Source organism: Nocardioides sp., from assembly GCF_044226305.1.
In the GTDB taxonomy this organism is placed as follows: domain Bacteria; phylum Actinomycetota; class Actinomycetes; order Propionibacteriales; family Nocardioidaceae; genus Nocardioides.
Window position 1 is genome coordinate 42,401 of the sequence record NZ_JBGAHF010000021.1, and the last position, 16,366, is coordinate 58,766.

20 protein-coding genes are annotated in these 16,366 nt (G+C 73.2%); 7 read left to right on the plus strand and 13 right to left on the minus strand.

All coding sequences use genetic code 11. The features are described 5' to 3' along the window. Positions 1–145: 145 nt before the first annotated feature. From dapF to miaA, 6 genes are read right to left on the minus strand one after another with little or no spacing between them, the layout of a single operon-like run. Positions 146–961 carry a diaminopimelate epimerase gene (dapF, locus tag ACILQ5_RS18315; protein WP_395659468.1) on the minus strand — a complete coding sequence of 272 codons (816 nt, stop codon included), beginning with the start codon at positions 959–961 and terminating at the stop codon, positions 146–148. Next, entirely contained in the window at positions 954–1,628 is a 675-nt protein-coding gene (locus ACILQ5_RS18320) for a pyridoxamine 5'-phosphate oxidase family protein (protein WP_395659469.1), read from the minus strand. The genes dapF and ACILQ5_RS18320 overlap by 8 nt, the downstream gene beginning before the upstream one ends. A gap of 52 nt (positions 1,629–1,680) precedes the next feature. After that, positions 1,681–3,534 carry a gamma-glutamyltransferase gene (gene ggt, locus ACILQ5_RS18325; protein ID WP_395659470.1) on the minus strand — a complete coding sequence of 618 codons (1,854 nt, stop codon included), beginning with the start codon at positions 3,532–3,534 and terminating at the stop codon, positions 1,681–1,683. Between the two features lie 41 nt (positions 3,535–3,575). Beyond that, positions 3,576–4,091 carry a dihydrofolate reductase family protein gene (locus ACILQ5_RS18330; protein ID WP_395659471.1) on the minus strand — a complete coding sequence of 172 codons (516 nt, stop codon included), beginning with the start codon at positions 4,089–4,091 and terminating at the stop codon, positions 3,576–3,578. Further along, entirely contained in the window at positions 4,088–5,005 is a 918-nt protein-coding gene (locus tag ACILQ5_RS18335) for a helix-turn-helix transcriptional regulator (RefSeq protein WP_395659472.1), read from the minus strand. The genes ACILQ5_RS18330 and ACILQ5_RS18335 overlap by 4 nt, the downstream gene beginning before the upstream one ends. Beyond that, complete coding sequence (gene miaA, locus ACILQ5_RS18340) at positions 4,974–5,978, minus strand: tRNA (adenosine(37)-N6)-dimethylallyltransferase MiaA (protein WP_395659473.1); 1,005 nt, start codon at positions 5,976–5,978, stop codon at positions 4,974–4,976. Before miaA ends, ACILQ5_RS18335 begins: the two co-directional genes overlap by 32 nt. Before the next feature lie 18 nt (positions 5,979–5,996). On the opposite strand from miaA, the gene ACILQ5_RS18345 reads away from it, so the two are divergent. From ACILQ5_RS18345 to ACILQ5_RS18365, 5 genes are read left to right on the plus strand one after another with little or no spacing between them, the layout of a single operon-like run. Then, positions 5,997–6,173, plus strand: coding sequence for a hypothetical protein (locus ACILQ5_RS18345; RefSeq protein ID WP_395659474.1), 177 nt, complete (start codon positions 5,997–5,999; stop codon positions 6,171–6,173). Between the two features lie 2 nt (positions 6,174–6,175). Beyond that, the gene (locus ACILQ5_RS18350) at positions 6,176–6,355 is read left to right on the plus strand and encodes a hypothetical protein (protein ID WP_395659475.1); all 180 of its coding nucleotides are present in this window, start codon (positions 6,176–6,178) and stop codon (positions 6,353–6,355) included. Next, on the plus strand, positions 6,352–6,822 hold the full coding sequence (locus ACILQ5_RS18355; RefSeq protein ID WP_395659476.1) for an NUDIX domain-containing protein: 471 nt from the start codon (positions 6,352–6,354) through the stop codon (positions 6,820–6,822). The genes ACILQ5_RS18350 and ACILQ5_RS18355 overlap by 4 nt, the downstream gene beginning before the upstream one ends. Before the next feature lie 14 nt (positions 6,823–6,836). Next, positions 6,837–7,088 (plus strand): hypothetical protein, encoded by a 252-nt coding sequence (locus ACILQ5_RS18360; protein WP_395659477.1) that lies wholly within the window; start codon positions 6,837–6,839, stop codon positions 7,086–7,088. Then, positions 7,085–7,393: a hypothetical protein gene (locus ACILQ5_RS18365; protein ID WP_395659478.1), complete on the plus strand. Its 309-nt coding sequence runs from the start codon at positions 7,085–7,087 to the stop codon at positions 7,391–7,393. Before ACILQ5_RS18360 ends, ACILQ5_RS18365 begins: the two co-directional genes overlap by 4 nt. A 29-nt stretch (positions 7,394–7,422) precedes the next feature. Here ACILQ5_RS18365 and ACILQ5_RS18370 read toward each other — a convergent pair whose 3' ends face one another. The 4 genes from ACILQ5_RS18370 to ACILQ5_RS18385 form a co-directional block, all read right to left on the minus strand. Further along, positions 7,423–8,154, minus strand: a complete 732-nt coding sequence (locus tag ACILQ5_RS18370) for a Type 1 glutamine amidotransferase-like domain-containing protein (RefSeq protein ID WP_395659479.1) — start codon at positions 8,152–8,154, stop codon at positions 7,423–7,425. A 1-nt stretch (position 8,155) separates the two neighbouring features. After that, positions 8,156–9,649: a tRNA (N6-isopentenyl adenosine(37)-C2)-methylthiotransferase MiaB gene (gene miaB, locus ACILQ5_RS18375; protein ID WP_395659480.1), complete on the minus strand. Its 1,494-nt coding sequence runs from the start codon at positions 9,647–9,649 to the stop codon at positions 8,156–8,158. A gap of 86 nt (positions 9,650–9,735) precedes the next feature. Further along, positions 9,736–11,286 (minus strand): alkaline phosphatase PhoX, encoded by a 1,551-nt coding sequence (locus tag ACILQ5_RS18380; RefSeq protein ID WP_395659481.1) that lies wholly within the window; start codon positions 11,284–11,286, stop codon positions 9,736–9,738. 97 nt (positions 11,287–11,383) lie between these two features. Beyond that, positions 11,384–11,623, minus strand: a complete 240-nt coding sequence (locus ACILQ5_RS18385) for a hypothetical protein (protein WP_395659482.1) — start codon at positions 11,621–11,623, stop codon at positions 11,384–11,386. A gap of 39 nt (positions 11,624–11,662) precedes the next feature. Here ACILQ5_RS18385 and ACILQ5_RS18390 point away from each other — a divergent pair, with 39 nt between their 5' ends. Continuing rightward, positions 11,663–13,135, plus strand: a complete 1,473-nt coding sequence (locus tag ACILQ5_RS18390; RefSeq protein ID WP_395659483.1) for a CehA/McbA family metallohydrolase — start codon at positions 11,663–11,665, stop codon at positions 13,133–13,135. A 111-nt stretch (positions 13,136–13,246) separates the two neighbouring features. Here ACILQ5_RS18390 and ACILQ5_RS18395 read toward each other — a convergent pair whose 3' ends face one another. Then, the gene (locus ACILQ5_RS18395) at positions 13,247–13,918 is read right to left on the minus strand and encodes a response regulator (protein WP_395659484.1); all 672 of its coding nucleotides are present in this window, start codon (positions 13,916–13,918) and stop codon (positions 13,247–13,249) included. Then, a complete protein-coding gene (locus ACILQ5_RS18400; protein WP_395659485.1) occupies positions 13,882–15,000 on the minus strand; it encodes a sensor histidine kinase in 1,119 nt (372 codons plus the stop codon). Before ACILQ5_RS18400 ends, ACILQ5_RS18395 begins: the two co-directional genes overlap by 37 nt. 110 nt (positions 15,001–15,110) lie before the next feature. Here ACILQ5_RS18400 and ACILQ5_RS18405 point away from each other — a divergent pair, with 110 nt between their 5' ends. Further along, positions 15,111–15,839, plus strand: coding sequence for a hypothetical protein (locus ACILQ5_RS18405; protein ID WP_395659486.1), 729 nt, complete (start codon positions 15,111–15,113; stop codon positions 15,837–15,839). Here ACILQ5_RS18405 and ACILQ5_RS18410 read toward each other — a convergent pair. Then, positions 15,805–16,308 (minus strand): hotdog fold domain-containing protein, encoded by a 504-nt coding sequence (locus tag ACILQ5_RS18410; RefSeq protein ID WP_395659487.1) that lies wholly within the window; start codon positions 16,306–16,308, stop codon positions 15,805–15,807. The two genes, ACILQ5_RS18405 and ACILQ5_RS18410, sit on opposite strands and share 35 nt — an antisense overlap. Positions 16,309–16,366 lie beyond the last annotated feature (58 nt).

Below are 16,366 nucleotides of genomic sequence, written 5' to 3' on the forward strand. Positions count from 1 at the left end.
CTCACAGTCGGACTGTCAGGGTGCTGGGTGGGCAGGGGGCGCGGGGGTGCGCCTGAACGTTCAATTGCTCGGAAAAGCACCTGGTACCAGCGAGTAACCCGTCCACTTCCCAGCAATTGAACGGAAACCCGCAGCGCGCAGAGGCTCAGAGCGAGGTCGTGCCCCGGGCGACGAGGACCGCGGGGCCGGTGAGGAGCACCCGGTCGCCGGCGGTCCAGGTGACGGTGAGGGTGCCGCCGGGGACGTCGACCCGGTAGGCGACGTCGGCGCCGTCGGGGCGGGCGCCGTCGGCGACCGCGGCGGCCACCATGACGGCGCAGGCACCGGTGCCGCACGAGCGGGTCTCCCCCGAGCCGCGCTCGTGGACCCGCATCGCGACGTGGCGCTCGCCGCGGCGCACGACGAACTCGACGTTCGCGCCGTCGGGGTAGAGCGCGGTGTCCCGGTCCGGCGGCTCCAGCAGCGGGCCGGCGTCGGCGAGGTCGTCCACGAACGCGACCGCGTGCGGGTTGCCCATGTCGACGTGCCGCGCCACCCAGGCGTGGCCGGGTACGGCGACCTTGGTCTCGCCCAGCACCCGCGGTCGCCCCATGTCGGCGGTGACCAGGTCACCGTCGAGGGTCAGCACCTTCACGCCGTCGCGGGTGCCGACCGGCAGCGGCTCGGCCGGGTCCGCGAGCCCGGCCTCGACGAGGTAGCGGGCGAAGACCCGGATGCCGTTGCCGCACATCTCGGCGACCGACCCGTCGGCGTTGCGGTAGTCCATGAACCACCCGTCGCCCTCGCGGACCACCCGCAGCACCCCGTCGCCGCCGATCCCGGCGCGCCGGTCGCACAGCGCCCGGACCCGCGCCGCCATCTGCTCGGCCGACAGGTCGCCGTGCATCGTGCCGTCGAGGTCGGGCAGCAGCACGAAGTCGTTCTCGGTGCCGTGCCCCTTGAGGAACTCGTAGTCAGGCACTGCCGGTCCCGTAGAGGCCCTGGGCGTAGTTCTCCGGCCGGTAGTAGTCGTCGAGCTGCTCGATGGTCATCCCGCTCGGCTCGACCTCCTTCGCGATCACCGCGCGCCGCGGCACCTTGCCCTCCGGGTCCCAGGTCTCCGGCTTCCACAGCCCCGAGCGCAGGAACGCCTTCGCGCAGTGGAAGAACAGCTCGTCGATGTCGACGACCACCGCGAGCAGCGGCCGGTGCCCCTTGACCACCATGTCGTCGAAGAACGGCGCATCGCTGACCAGCCGGGCTCGCCCGTTGATCCGCAACGTGTCGCCCCGACCGGGGATGAAGAAGTTGAGCCCGACGTGCGGGTTCTCGAGGATGTTCTTGTAGCCGTCGGCGCGCTTGTTGCCGGGTCGTTCCGCCAGAGCGATCGTGTGGTCGTCGAGGACGTGGACGAGCTGCCCGGCGGGGTCGCCCTTCGGCGAGGCGTCGCACTCTCCGGTCGCCGAGGACGTGGCCATCACGCAGAACGGTGTCGCGGCCAGCCAGTCGCGGTCCACCTCGAGCAGCGCCGGCCGTGCCTTGTCCCGGGCGCGCGGGTGCGGCTCGCCGAGCAGGCCGACGAGCTCGTCGGCGCCGGTGATCTCGGTCCAGCCGGTCTCCGCGGCCGGCCGCGCAGGGGTGGTCGTCACCCCTCCACGGTACCGGCGCGGGCGCGTCCCGCCGAACGGGTTGTGGCCCGGCTCAGCCCTGCGGGTGCACCACCGTCGCCGACCCGCCACCACGACGCCTCGGCTCGGCGGCCACGGTCAGCAGCCCGTCCGGACCGAACTCGATCCCGGTGGCCGCCCCGATCTCGTGGGTGCCGGTGAAGACGTCGTCGTAGGTGACGACGTCGTGGCCGAGGGCACCGAGCGCGTCGCCGTACCGCTTGACGAACGCCGGCTCGGCGAGGTCCTGGGGAGTGTTGCGCTGGGTGGCCCGCGGCGCCGCGACCGCCTGCGGCAGCGTCATCCCGAAGTCGATCCGGTCGACGAGGACCTGGAGCACGGTCGTGATGATCGTGGACCCGCCCGGCGAGCCGACCGCGAGGAACGGCGTCCCCTCGCGGAGCACGATCGTCGGCGACATCGACGAGCGCGGGCGCTTGAGCGGCTCGATCCGGTTCGGGTCGTCCTCGTCGTAGACCGGGCTGAAGTCGGTGAGCTCGTTGTTGAGCAGGAAGCCACGCCCCGGAACGACGATGCCGGAGCCGCCGGTCTGCTCGATCGTCAGCGTGTACTCGACGACGTTGCCCCACCGATCGGCCACGGTGAGGTTGGTGGTCTCGACGTTCTCGGTGTCCGGCGCGCGGTGGCCGGCGCCGCGGGTGGCCGGGCACACGCCGTCGTACGACGTCACGTCGCCGGCCGCGACCGGCTTCTCGCTCGCGTGCGCGGGGTCGATGGTGCAGTCGCGCTCGGCGGCGTAGTCGTCGGAGAGCAGGTCGTCGAGCGGCACGTCGACGAACGCCGGGTCGCCGACGTAGGCCGACCGGTCCGCGAACGCGAGCGCGCTGGCCTCGAGGTAGTAGTGCAAGGCCTCGGCCCGCGGCAGCGCCGACAGGTCGTGCCGCTCGAGGATCTCCAGCGCCTCCCCGACCGTCGAGCCGCCGGAGGAGGACGGCGCCATCCCGTAGACGTCGAGCCCGCGGTAGTCGCTGTGCGTCGGCTGCTGGTCGAGGGCGCGGTAGCGGGCCAGGTCGCGGCGGACCAGGAAGCCGCGCGGCACGGGCAGGGTGGTGCTGCGCGTGGTCGGCGGCCTGCGGACCGAGCGGACCACCTCGTCGGCGAGCGCCCCGTGGTAGAGCGGAGCCGTGCCGCGGCGCATCAGCAGCCGGTAGGTGTCGGCGAGGTCGGGGTTGCGGAAGGTGCTGCCGACCGCCGGGGCGTGCCCGTGGGGCAGGTAGAGCGCCCGGGTGGGGACGAACGCCTTGAACCGCCGCTTGTTCTGGACGACCTGGCCGTGGAAGGTCGGGTCGACGACGAAGCCGTGCCGGGCCAGCCGTGCTGCCGGGGCGAGCGACCGGGCGAGCGACCGCGTCCCCCACTGCTCCAGGGCGCGCTGCCAGGTCGCGAGCGTGCCGGGGACGCCGACCGAGACGCCGCTGGTGACCCGCGCCGGGGAGAAGCCGTAGGGCTTGCCCGTCTCGGGGTTGATGAACGCGTCGTGCGGCATCGCGGCCGGCGCGGTCTCGCGGCCGTCGATGGTGTGCACCTCGCCCATGTCCGCGTCGTAGTAGACGAAGTAGCCGCCGCCCCCGATGCCGGAGCTGAACGGCTCGGTGACCCCGAGCGCTGCGGCGGTCGCGACCGCCGCGTCGACGGCGTTGCCTCCGTCCTTCAGGACCTGCAGGCCGATCCGCGAGGCGTCGGCGTCGACCGAGGTGACGGCCCCGCCGGTCCCGACGGCGGTCGCGTGCTTGGGCGGCCCGCCGGGGCCGTGCGCACCGAGGCCGTGCGCGGCGGGCGCGGCCTGCGCACCGGGTGCGACGAGCGCGGAGGTGAGCAGCCCGGCGGAGAGCAGGGCGAGGGGTACGGCGATCCCGAGACGACGCATGTCTTGCGGTGCCCGCTCGGAACGGCCCCGAAACGGTCGGGTCACACGACGGTGTAGCGCGCGACCAGGAACTCCCGGTTGCGGTCCTGCTCCTCCAGCCGCAGCTCGATCCGGCGCGGCAGCAGCGGTGCGCCGCCACCGAGCGTGACGGGTGCGTACTGCACCCACACCTCGTCCAGTAGTCCCGCGTCGGCGAACTGGCCGACCAGGTCACCGCCGCCCATCAGCCAGATGTCCTTGCCCCCGGCCGCCTCGGTCATCGCGGCGTGCACGGTCCGCACGTCGTCGGTCGTGAACGTGACGCCGTCCTGCGGCGCGAAGTCGCGGTGGGTGAGGACCCAGGTGGGCATGGTGAAGTCCCAGCCGTCCGGGTCGTGGTCCAGGACCCACTGGTAGGTGTTGGCCCCGACGGCGGCGGCGCCGATCGTCGCCCGGAAGGCGGGGTAGGCCATCGGCCCCTCCTGGTCGATGTCGCGGCTCAGCAGCCACGACAACGAGTGGTCCGCGTCGGCGATGAAGCCGTCGACGGAGCTGGCGGTGTAGTAGAGCGTCTTCACGCGTCGTCTCCTGAGCGTCGTCGGAGCCAGTTGATGGGGTCGCCCTCGTCGACCTCGACCCCGAGCTCGGCGAGCATCGCGCGGGCGCCGAGGCGGCGGTGGGCGGAGTAGGTCAGCACGTGGGCCAGGATGCTGCCCAGCACGAAGCTCTCGGGCGGGTCGCAGAGCGCGTCGACGATCCGGTCGTCCCAGGCGCCGCGCCGGTCGACGTCGCGGACCAGGTCCAGCCACCGCGGCGCGACCTCGTCGTGCCGCCGGACCAGCGCCGCCGGGTCGTCGGAGCGGTCCTCGGGGAAGCCCTCGCCCCGGATCGCCGCCAGCCAGACCTCCAGGGTGTAGACCTGCCGCTCGAGCACCTGCGCGAGGGTCGACTCCTCGCCCTCCCAGGTGCGCACCGGACGCACCTCGCGCCGGTAGTCCGCCGCCGGGACCTGCTTGGCGAGGTCGAGCAGCGCGCGGGTGTCGTCGAGGTCGTGGTGGACCATCAGCTTCAGCGGCAGAGTCATCAGAGAGTGGGACATCTCTTGCTCCCCGGAGTGGACCCACAGCGACGTGGGTGAGTGGAAGTGGATGCCGTTGGGCGCGGGCAGCCAGTGCGAGCCCGCGACCGGCTGGGAGGGCGGGTGCCCGTAGGCGCGGGAGAAGGCCCGGCTGAACCCCTCCACCGACTCGTACCCAGCCTCGAACGCCACGTCGGTCACCGGCGCTCCCCCGCGCAACCGCCAGGCGGCCCGCTCGAGCATCACCCGGCGGCGCATCGCGACCGGCGGCTCACCGGCGGCCGCAGACAGCTGCCGGGAGAAGTGGTACGTCGAGGCGTAGGCGCCCCCGGCCATGTCGTCGAGGGTGCGGTGCTGGTCGTCCAGCACCGCGTCGAGCAGCTCACGGAGCCGGTCGCGTCCCGTCGTCGCCATGGGCCCAGTCTGGCGGTGACCCGCCCTGCGGCGCTTGACCGATCTTGCTCGCCCTGACGGCCGCGAGCGCCGTCCCCACCAGCTCCGGGTCGTCGTACCGGATCCAGACGACGCGGGGATCCTTGCGGAACCACGAGTCCTGGCGCCGGGAGAACCGCCGGGTGGCGACGACCGTCCGCTCCCGGGCCTCGTCGAGGGTCAGCTCGCCGGCGAGGTACGCCGCGACCTCGCGGTACCCGATCGCGCGGCTCGCCGTCCGGCCCTCGGCGAGCCCCTCGGAGAGCAGCCGCTCGACCTCGGCGACGAACCCGGCCTCGAACATCTCCTGCACGCGCCGCTCGATCCGCGCGTCGAGCGTGGGCCGGTCGATGTCGACCCCGATCTGCACGGTGTGCGGGTCGAGGTACTCCAGCGTCGGCAGGGACGCCGAGAACGGTCGGCCGGTGATCTCGACGACCTCCAGCGCGCGAACGGTCCGCCGGCCGTTCTCGACGAGGATCCGGTCGGCGGCCTCGGGGTCGACGGCGCGCAGCCGGTCGTGCATCGCCGCCGGTCCGAGCTCGGCGAGCTCCTGCTCCAGGCGGCGGCGTACGGCGTCGTCGGTCCCGGGGAACTCGAACCGGTCCAGGATCGCCCGCGTGTAGAGCGCGGAGCCGCCGACCAGCACCGGGGTCCGCCCCCGGGACCGGATGTCGGCGACCGCCGCCCGCGCCCAGCCCTGGAACTCGGCGACCGTGGCCGGGTCGCGGACCGTGAGCGTGTCCAGCAGGTGGTGCGCGATGCCCCGGCGCTCGACGACCGGCAGCTTCGCCGTACCGATGTCCATGCCGCGGTAGACCTGCATCGCGTCGGTGTTGACGACCTCGCCACCGAGCCGCTCGGCGAGGTCGAGGGAAAGGCTGGTCTTGCCCGAGGCGGTCGCGCCGACCACGGCCACGATCGCGTGCAGGGTGCGGTCGGGGCTGGGCGGCACGTGGTTAGTGTGGCAGCCATGACCGCACCCGTCCCCGAGGAGCAGGACCAGCCGCCGACCACCGACGAGACCCCGCCCGGGGAGCACGGCAGCGAGCTGCCGGATGCCGCGGATGGGGGTACGCACGGCGCCGCGCAGGAGGAGAATGCAGAGACGTCGCTCGACGAGCCGTCGGACGACGCGGGAGGGCAGTGATCATGAGCGAGTTCGACCTGACCGAGGACGTCGAGCCCGAGGAGCGGCCCGACGAGGAGGAGTTCGAGGCGGCGGACGGCGAGGCGGTCTCACCCGAGACCGGCACGCACTACGACCTGCACGGCGAGCCGGAGGCCACGCCGCAGGACCTCGAGCCGGTCGACACCGAGGGCGAGGAGTGACGGGGGCGGCGCACGGTCGTTTCGTCGTCGTCCCCGCGGCCTACGTCTTCCTCCTGCGAGGTGCGGAGGCCCACACCGAGGTGCTGCTGCAGTACCGGCAGAACACCGGCTACATGGACGACCACTGGGCCGCCGCGGCCGCCGGCCACGTCGAGCGGGGCGAGACGGCGTACGACGCCGCGCGCCGTGAGGCGCTCGAGGAGATCGGTGTCACCGACATCGCGCTGGAGTTCGTGACGTCGATGCAGCGCACCCGCGGCGGCGAGCCGATCGACGAGCGGATCGACTTCTTCTTCACCGCCCGGGCCTGGTCCGGCGAGCCGCGGATCCTCGAGGAGACCAAGGCGGCCGAGCTGCGCTGGTGCCGCCTCGACGACCTGCCCGACCCGGTGGTCCCGCACGAGCGGGCCGTGTTGGACGCGGTGCGAACGGGTACGACGACGGCGTACTCGACGTTCGGCTTCTGACCTGGGAGGGACACATGGCGGACCTCGGACCTCGGCCCGAGCCCACGATCGAACCGGGAGAGCCCAACCCCGGTGGCGTGGACGCGCTGCCGGAGAACGGCGACCTCTCGATCCCGGACCTCTCGCCCGACGAGAACCCGGCGATCGACGAGAAGGCCACCGACGAGGTGATGGACTCGGTCACGGAGGGCGAGGACACCTCCACGACGGCGACCCGCGACGAGGACAGCCGCGCCGGCGAGCAGGAGAAGGAGTCCCCGGCGTGACGGCCGACGAGAGCCGGGACGGGCACCTCGACGACAGCGACGAGGAGATCCAGTCCTCGACGCCCGGCTCGACCGGCCCGCAGCGCGCGGCCGGCGAGATGGGGGTCAGCAGCGAGCGGGTCGGCCCCACCGGCCCCGGCCAGGAGGCGACCGACGGGCTGCGCGACGTCTCCCCGCACGAGCGGACGCCCGCGGAGGACGTCGCCCCCGAGCAGTCGACCGGCAACCCCGAGGACAACCCGTCCGGCATCCCGCCCAAGGCGGGCTACTCCAGCACGGACCCCCGGGCCGACGACGAGGTCTGACCTGCAGGAGCCCGTCTGGATGTGGTGGCTCAGCCCAGGCGCGTGACCGGGAGCTCGGTCTCGACGGCCGTCCCGTCCGCCCCGCGCTCGACGAAGTAGGCGCCGGCGCCGTCGCGCTCGGCGTAGGCCCCCACCATCTCGGTGCCGCGGTAGAGGATGCCGGCGCCGTCGTCGGTCGCGTACCCCGCAGGCAGCGTGCCGTCGGCGATCAGCGAGTGGAACAGCGGCCGACGCTGCTCCTCGGAGTCGTAGTGCACGCCGTTGGACCACGGGAGCAGGGCGAGCCCGTCGTCGATCGGGCGCAGCTCGGGGCCGAAGGAGTCGGTGGTGCCGCCGACGTGCCAGCAGATCGACCCGGCGGAGACGCCGGTCAGCACGACGCCGGCCTCCCACGCCGTGCGCATCGCCCGGTCCACGCCGTGCAGCCGCCACATCGCGAGCAGGCCCGCGACGCTGCCGCCCCAGACCCACACCACGTCCTGCTCCAGGAGGTGTGCCGTGATGTCGTCGACGTTCGGCATCGGGAAGAGCTGCAGGTGCGAGCCGGCGATGCCCCGGCGCTGCGCGGCGCCGTAGAACTCGTGGTAGAGGGCGGGGTTGTCGCCGCACGCCGTCCCCAGGAAGGTCACCCGGGGCGCCCGTCCGGTGACACCGGACAGCTCGACCGCGAGGTCGGTCAGTGCGCCGACGCGCCAGCGCAGCCGGTCGTCCAGCGCCCAGCCGCCAGAGGTCGCCAGGATGGTCGGGGCGTCGGCAGCCATGTCAGCCGCACACCGGAGCGTCGGGGAGGGGTGCGGGTACGCCGAGGGTCGGCATGCCCAGGGTCACCCCGGTGGGCTGCGGGCTCGCGTGCCGGGCCGCCCAGGCGTCGCCGGAGCGGGTCCGGCGGGCCTCGACGAACCCGTCCGCGACCAGGTGGTGCGGGGCGGCGTACGTGACCTCGACGGTGACCAGGTCACCGGGCCGCACCTCGACGCCCTCGGGGGGTGCGAAGTGCACGAGCCGGTTGTCGCGACCGCGGCCCGAGAGCCGGTGGGTGGCCGCGTCCTTGCGGCCCTCGCCCTCGGCGACCATCAGCTCGACCCGGCGACCGACGAGCCGCTTGTTCTCCTCCCAGGCGATCTCGTCGACGAGCGCGACCAGCCGCTCGTAGCGGTCCTTCACGAGGTGCGGCGGGACCTGGTCGGGCAGCGTCGCCGCCGGCGTGCCGGGACGCTTGGAGTACTGGAAGGTGTAGGCCCCCGAGAAGCGCGCCTCGCGCACCACGTGCAGCGTCTCGGCGAAGTCCTCCTCGGTCTCGCCCGGGAAGCCGACGATGATGTCGGTGGTGATCGCCGCGTCCGGCATCGCGGCGCGCACGCGCTCGATGATGCCGAGGAACTTCCGCTGCCGGTAGGACCGGCGCATGTCGCGCAGCACCTTGTCGGAGCCGGACTGGAGCGGCATGTGCAGCTGCGGCATCACGTTCGGGGTCTCGGCCATCGCCTCGATGACGTCGTCGGTGAACTCCGCCGGGTGCGGCGAGGTGAACCGGACCCGCTCCAGGCCCGCGACCTCCCCACAGGCACGCAGCAGCTTCGAGAACGCCTGCCGGTCGCCGAACTCCACGCCGTAGGCGTTCACGTTCTGCCCGAGCAGGGTGATCTCGGAGACGCCCTCGGCGACGAGGGCCTCGACCTCGGCGAGGATCTCGCCGGGCCGGCGGTCCTTCTCCTTGCCACGCAGGGCCGGGACGATGCAGAAGGTGCAGGTGTTGTTGCAGCCCACCGACACCGACACCCACGCGGCGTACGCCGACTCGCGCCGGGTCGGCAGCGTGGACGGGAAGACCTCGAGGGACTCGAGGATCTCGACCTGGGCCTCCTCCTGCACCCGGGCCCGCTCCAGCAGCGCCGGCAGGGACCCGATGTTGTGGGTGCCGAAGACGACGTCGACCCAGGGCGCGCGGGTCGTGATCGTGTCGCGGTCCTTCTGCGCGAGGCAGCCGCCGACCGCGATCTGCATGCCGGGCCGGGCCGCCTTGACGGGCGCGAGGTGGCCGAGGTTGCCGTAGAGCTTGTTGTCGGCGTTCTCGCGCACCGCGCAGGTGTTGAAGACGACGACGTCGGCCTGCTCGCCCGCCGGAGCGGCCTCCCGGTCGAAGGGTGCGTAGCCCGCGTCCTCGAGCAGGCCGGAGAGCCGCTCGGAGTCGTGGACGTTCATCTGGCACCCGTAGGTGCGGACCTCGTACGTGCGCGCGGCGGAGGAAGCAGACATGACAGTCGACAAGGGTACGGCGGCACCCGGTCGTCCGGAAAACGAACGGGCCGCGGCGGGTGTCCCCCGCCCCGGCCCGCGTCGGCTCAGCGCCCGAACTGCCAGCGGATCTCCCAGGTGACGTTGTCACCGTGCTGCTGGGTCCAGAACGTCCGCCAGGTCGCCCCGGCCGGGTTCGGCACCTTGGCACCGAGGAGACCGGCCGCGCCGGGGTCGCCGTCGGAGACGTGGATGCCGGTGACCTCGTTGTCCTTGTCGTTGTAGGCCGGGCCGGACAGGGCGTCGAAGGTCGCCGACGCGTCGCGACCCTCGGCGAGCCATCGCACCGCCGAGGACTTCTCCGCCGAGCGGTCCACGCGGTAGAGGAATCCGGAGTCCAGCGCGTTGCGCTGCTGGTGCAGCGTGTCGCCGGCGTCCTCGACGACGAGCAGGTCGTCGGCCGTCAGGAAGGCGATGTTGTCGAGACCGGTGTGCGCCCGGTCTCCTGCCACGGCGATGGTGATCGTGCCGGTCGCGGCGCTGGGACCCCCGGACTGGCTGAGACGGAAGACGCCGCCGTACGCGCCCGGGAGCGTGCTCGCGGTCGTGGTGTCACCGGTCTCGGTGAAGTAGAAGTCCTTGAAGTCGGTGCCCGGCCGGAAGACGCCGTTCTCGGGACGCTTGAACGGCGTGGCGCCCGCGGCCTTGGCGGCGGCGGTGGCGTCGTACGCACCGGGCGCGCTGCTGTGGACCGTCACCCAGGTCGTCTTGAACGTCCGTCCGTACTGGTGGAGGTCGGTGATGAACGGGTCCGACGGGTTGGCCTGGAGCTGCGCCGCCGTCGCCGGCGTGTTGTCCGCGCGCAGCACCTGGAGGGCCTCGAGCGTGCCGCCCTTGGTCAGGTCGGTCTTGTCGGTGGGACGGAACCGGTAGACGTAGCTGTTGGGGACCTTGCCCCCGCTGGCCGACGCGCCACCGATGTCCTCGACGAGCCAGACGTTGCCGTCCTTGTCGTTCTGGACCCCCTCGTAGCCGCCGGAGCCGAGGGCGTCCAGGCGGGTCGCCTTGCCGTCGACCGGGTCGCCGTTCGCGTCGAGCGAGACCCCGAACACCCCGCCGCTCGGCGACTTGGACTCCGCGGTCAGGAGCAGCTGGTGGGTGAACGGGTCCCAGGTGATGCCGTCGATCGTCGGGTAGGGGTTGCCGGAGCTGTCGACGTCGGACACCAGGCTGACGCGCTTGGCCGGGTCGGTCTGGTCGAGGTCGATGCGGGTCACGTAGCCCCGCGGGCCGAGCTCGTGGCCCTGGTAGAGGTAGTGGTGGCCGCCCATGACGAGGTAGACGTTCTTGTCCGGCTCGGTCTTGCGGGCCTCGTCCGTCGCCTGGGTCAGGGGCCCGGCGACAGCGGTGTTGTAGCCGTAGTGCGTGACGCCGTTGGCGGTGTCGGGGTTGGCCAGGGGCAGGTTGCCCCACGCAACGGCGGTCTCGGTCGCCGACGCGGTGAGCACGTTGTCGGCGACACCGGCGCGGGTGTTGGCCGAGGGGACGTCCGCCACGGAGACGGTCGCCTTCGCGTCGGCGCTCATGGCTGCGGCGCCCGCGATGCCGCCCACCACGAGTGCCAGGATGCTGGTCTTTGCGAGGAATGAGGTGTTCACGCGGGCGAGCCTCGGGGTCCCGTACGACGAGCGCTCATCGCCGCGATGAACAGGCACGTGGGTCCGGGTGAACACCGGACTGCGGCGCCATTCCCGCCTAGGCTGCCGACGTGCTCTCCTGGCGCTCGCAGAACTCGATCCTGTCCATCTGCTCGACCGGCTCCGTGCTGTCCGTCGGCAGCATCGGCTCGTTCGCCTCGATCGGCAGCATCGGGTCGGCGATGTCGGCCTTCTCGATCGGCTCCTGGATGTCGACTGGGTCACTGCTCTCCTCCCAGAGCAACCGGTCGATCATGAGCCACCAGAGCAACCGCTCGGTGCTCTCCAGCCAGAGCAACCGGGCCACAGTGGCCCGCCGCACGAACGGCGCCCGCCGATGAGCGGCCGGCACCTCGACCGCCGGGCGCTGCTGCTGGCCGGCGCCGGCGTCGCCTCGACCGCCGCCGTGCTCACGTTCGCACCCGCCGAGGCCGGCACCACGGTGACCAAGAAGTTCACGGGCACCTTCACGCCGGCGAACAAGGAGGACTGGGTCTACCTCCCCTTCGTCGTGCCGAAGGGCGTGAAGGAGGTCCGGGTCAGCTACACCTACCCCGATCCCATCCCCGGCCCCGGCTACAGCTCGAACGTCATCGACATCGGCATCTTCGACTCCTCCGGCAACGGGCTGGGCAACGCTGCGGGCTTCCGCGGCTGGTCGGGCGGCGCCCGGAAGGCGTTCCGGATCAGCCGCACAGCGGCGACGCCCGGCTACCTGGCCGGACCCATCTCGCCGGGGCGCTGGAAGGTCGCGCTCGGGCCGTACCAGATCGTGTCCCGCATCAAGTACGAGGTGAAGGTCACCCTCGTCTTCGGCAAGCCGGGCGCCCCGTTCGTGCCGGACCCCGCGCCGACGACGGCGACCCCGACCGAGCAGAAGACCTGGTGGCGCGGCGACCTGCACGTCCACACCGTGCACTCCGACGGCTCGCAGACCCAGCCCCAGGTGCTGGTGGATGCTCGCGCAGCCGGTCTGGACTTCATCGGCAGCTCCGACCACAACACCGACTCCGCCCAGCTCACCTGGGGCCGGTACGTCGAGGACGACTTCCTCGTCATCGCCGGCGAGGAGGTCACCACGCGCGCCGGGCACTGGGTCGCCACCGGCCTGCCTGCGGGTACCTGGATCGACTGGCGCTACCGGCCCGAGGACGGCGAGCTCGCCACCTTCACGCAGCAGGTCCGCGACCTCGGGGGGATCGCGATCGCGGCCCACCCGAACATCCCGGTGCCGTCGATCCGGTGGGACTTCGGCGACACGTTCGCCGAGATGGACGCGGTCGAGGTCTGGAACGGCCCGTGGGACTCCTTCGACGGCCTGGCCGTCACCCGCTGGCACCAGCTGCTCAGCGCCGGCACCTTCAAGCCGGCGGTCGGCAACTCCGACTCCCACAACCACGGCCAGCAGATCGGCCTGGCCCAGACGGTCGTGCGGGCCGACGGGCTCTCGACCGCCGCGGTCATCGCCGGCTACCGGGCCGGCCACGCGTGGGTCGCGGAGTCCTCCGCGGTCGACCTGGTGTTCACCGCCAGCCTGGACGACGTGTCCGGCGAGTGCGGCGACCACGTGCCGAGCAGCGAGGGCGACGAGGTCGCCGTCCACCTCGAGGTCACCGGCGTGCCCGGGTGCACCGCGTTCCTCTACGGCCCCGGCACGAAGTCGTTCGGCAGCGCCGCGGCCGGTGAGGACGGCACGATCACTCTCGACCGGGTGGTCCCCGGTGGCACCGCCTTCGTCCGCGCCGAGGTGCGGCGCGGCACCAAGCTCGACCCGATGGTCGCGCTGACGAACCCGATCTTCCTGACCTGAGGCCGCCCTGGGTCGCGCGTCTTTCCGTTCAATTGCGCGGTCCGGCCCTACCTACGCGCCAGTAACCGGGACCTTTCCCAGCAATTGAACGAAAACGATCACCCCCGCGGGTCAGACCAGCCCGGCGTCCCGGGCGGCGACGACCGCCTGCGCCCGGTCGCGCAAGTCGAGCTTGGCGAAGACGTGCCGGACGTGGGTCTTGACGGTCGCCATGCTGATCACGAGCTCGGCCGCGATCTCGCTGTTCGACCGTCCGGCGCCGATCAGTGCCAGCACCTCGCGCTCCCGCTCGCTCAGGTCGGCCAGCCCCGGCGGCGGGGTCGCCGCGGGCGCCCGCGAGGCGAAGCTGGCCATCATCCGCGCGAGCACCGCCGGCGCGACGACCGGCTCCCCCGCGGCGGCCCGGCGCACCGCCTCGACCAAGCCGTCGGCGGTGACGTCCTTGAGCAGGAACCCGACCGCGCCCGCGCGTAGCGCGTCGACGACGTGCTCGTCGAGGTCGAACGTGGTCAGGGCGAGCACCCGGGTGCCGTCGTACGACGCGGTGATCCGCCGGGTCGCCTCGATCCCGTCCATCCCGGGCATCCGCAGGTCCATCAGCACGACGTCGGGGGCGTGCTCGGCGACGGCGGCGACCGCCTCGGCCCCGTCCCGCGCCTCGCCGACCACCTCGAGCCCCGCCAGCTCGAGGATCAGCCGCAGGCCCTGGCGGACCAGGTCCTGGTCGTCGACGAGCAGCACCCGGGTCATCGCGCGGCCTCGGACCCGGCCAGCGGCAGCCACATGCTGACCGTGAACCGGCCGTCGCGCACGACGGCCTCGAACCCGCCCCCGAGCAGCTGCGCCCGGTGCCGCATGCCGGTGAGGCCGCGCCCGGCGGCCGGGACGTCCGCGAGCGTCGTGGCGTTGCTCGCGACCACGCTCACCCGGGTCGGCTCCCAGGCGACGTCGATCGCGACCGGCTCGCCCGGTGCGTGCCGGCCGGCGTTGGTCAGGCACTCGCGCACGACCCGGTTGACGGCGAGCCGGGCCCGCTCGTCGGCCTCGCCGGGCGCGCCGACGACGCGCAGCGTGGTGGGGATGCCGGCGCCCTCGGCACGGCGGGCGACCTCCCCGAGGTCGTCGGTCGCGCCGCGCACCCCGTCCTCGGGGGCCAGGACGTCGACCACGCCGCGCATCTCCGCGAGGGTCCGGTGCGCGGTCGACCGGATCGCCTCGACCGGCTCGGCGGCCCGCTCCGGCGCCACCCGCAGCGCCGCCGCGGCGGCCTCGGCCTGGACCGCGATCAGCGTGACCTCGTGGCCGACCACGTCGTGCAGCTCCTGGGCGATCCGCGCCCGCTCCAGCTCGACCGCGGTCTCCTCCGCCCGCCGGCGCTCCTCGCGGAGCCGGGTGGTCAGCCGGTCGAGCTCGGCGTTCTGCGCGCGCAGGTGGGCGACGAGCTGGCCGGCGAGCACCGGTCCGGCGACCGCGATCGCCGCCCCGATCGCGGCGTACGGCGCCTCGGGCCCGAGCAGCGTGCCGGCCACGGTCGCGGCGACCGCCCACCCCGTGGTCGCCGCGACGGTCCACCGCGGCCGGCCCCAGCTGCCGAGGGCGAAGAACTGCAGCACCACCACGACGAACCCGAGCAGCGGGTAGCCGTCGGTCGGGACCAGCCACGGCAGCGTGGAGAGCAGCGCCGCCGGCACCGGCCGGGTCCGGCGCCAGGCCAGCGGCGCGGTCGTCAGGACGACGTAGACCTGGCCGACGACCGAGTCCGCGATCGGCCAGACGGTGACCTGCACCAGCCCGGCGACGCCGATCACGAGGGCCAGCACGGCGTCCGTGCGGTTCGCGCCCAGGCGGCCGGCGGGTGGGGTCACGCCGGCAGCGTAGGACGGAGCGGCCCGCTGTGGCGTCAGCCCACGGGCTGATCGCGGACCAGCCCCGCGGTCGATGTGGGCACCGGTCCACCGTTCGTACGGTCCTCGCCATGACTCTCCTCGACACCACCGGGACCCGCACGACGGGTCGCCGCACCGCCCCCGACGTCCTCCGGCTCAGCACCTGGTGCGGGCTGGCGTTCACCGTCAGCCAGCTCGCCGTCATGGTGGGCATGACCCTGCTCGTCCTGCCGCAGGGCGGACGCCCCGGCGACGAGCCCCTCGTGTGGGGGCAGCGCGTCCTCGACGCCGCCGACGCCTACCGGGTCGGCAACTACCTGTTCATGGTCGCCGGCGTCCTGCTCCTCGGCTTCCTCGGCGCCGTCTCGTTCCGGCTGCGCCGAGCCGACGCCACCGGCACGCTCGCCACCGTCGCCGTCGCGGCCGGCACCCTGCTGGCGTTCGTCTGGCCCTACGCCGCCGTGCTGCACGACGTCGCGCTCGACTCGGCCGAGAAGGGGACCGACCTCCGGCTGCTGGCGGGCTGGGACGCGATCGCGCCGTACTCGCTGGCGTTCTCCGCGCTCCCCCGGATCTTCTTCGTGCTCGCGATCGTCCTCGCGCTGCGGCTGACCGGCGGCTCGCGCTGGATGCAGCGTGTCGGCGTCGGCGTCGTCGTGCTCAGCGCGGTCGGTACGGCGACCTCCCTGACCGCCGTCGCGTTCCCCGCGCTCGCCCTCGGCTCGCTGGCCTACGAGATCTGGGTGGGCGCGCTGGCCTGGCAGTGGCTGCGCGAGGACCGGCTCAGCGCCGGCGCCCCGACGGCCGACGCGGCGTGACCCACAGCCGGATCACGCCCTCGACCACGACCGTGCCGTCGGCGAGCTCGCCGCGGACCCGGACCGGCAGGTCCTGCCCCGCCTCCGGCACCGGGCCCGTCCACTGCGCGGGGTCGGTCTCGGCGATGCAGGTGACGTCGCCCGTGGCCTTCGCGGTGTAGGCGACCTCCATGCCCTTCGGGATCCACCGCCGATCGGCCGGGATGCTCGCCTCCGCCAGCGCCCCCATCGCCGCCTCGAGACCGTTGCACAGCGCGATCGCGTGCACGGTCCCGAGGTGGTTGTGCACCCGCCGCCGGTCGCGGACCACGAGCTCGGCCCGGTTGGGCTCGATGACGGTGAATCGCGGCCGCACGGAGGCGAAGTAGGGCGCCTTCTGCGCGAAGAGCACCGAGAACGCCCGGTCGCCGAGCGGGAGCCGCGCGGCCGTCGTCCAGAGGGAGAGCACCTGGGTCATGCCGGCAGACATTACCTGTCGGTAACTTCGGCCGTCACCTGACGCGTGTCAAGTGCGCTGCTAGCTGTGA

What these genes read in the sequence shown, in the direction of transcription:
- ggt (WP_395659470.1), bottom strand. Translation starts at nt 3,534, where the DNA reads ATGCGTCGTCTCGGGATCGCCGTACCCCTCGCCCTGCTCTCCGCCGGG.
- ACILQ5_RS18335 (WP_395659472.1), bottom strand. Translation starts at nt 5,005, where the DNA reads ATGGCGACGACGGGACGCGACCGGCTCCGTGAGCTGCTCGACGCGGTG.
- ACILQ5_RS18345 (WP_395659474.1), top strand. Translation starts at nt 5,997, where the DNA reads ATGACCGCACCCGTCCCCGAGGAGCAGGACCAGCCGCCGACCACCGAC.
- ACILQ5_RS18350 (WP_395659475.1), top strand. Translation starts at nt 6,176, where the DNA reads ATGAGCGAGTTCGACCTGACCGAGGACGTCGAGCCCGAGGAGCGGCCC.
- ACILQ5_RS18360 (WP_395659477.1), top strand. Translation starts at nt 6,837, where the DNA reads ATGGCGGACCTCGGACCTCGGCCCGAGCCCACGATCGAACCGGGAGAG.
- ACILQ5_RS18370 (WP_395659479.1), bottom strand. Translation starts at nt 8,154, where the DNA reads ATGGCTGCCGACGCCCCGACCATCCTGGCGACCTCTGGCGGCTGGGCG.
- miaB (WP_395659480.1), bottom strand. Translation starts at nt 9,649, where the DNA reads ATGTCTGCTTCCTCCGCCGCGCGCACGTACGAGGTCCGCACCTACGGG.
- ACILQ5_RS18390 (WP_395659483.1), top strand. Translation starts at nt 11,663, where the DNA reads ATGAGCGGCCGGCACCTCGACCGCCGGGCGCTGCTGCTGGCCGGCGCC.
- ACILQ5_RS18405 (WP_395659486.1), top strand. Translation starts at nt 15,111, where the DNA reads ATGACTCTCCTCGACACCACCGGGACCCGCACGACGGGTCGCCGCACC.
- ACILQ5_RS18410 (WP_395659487.1), bottom strand. Translation starts at nt 16,308, where the DNA reads ATGTCTGCCGGCATGACCCAGGTGCTCTCCCTCTGGACGACGGCCGCG.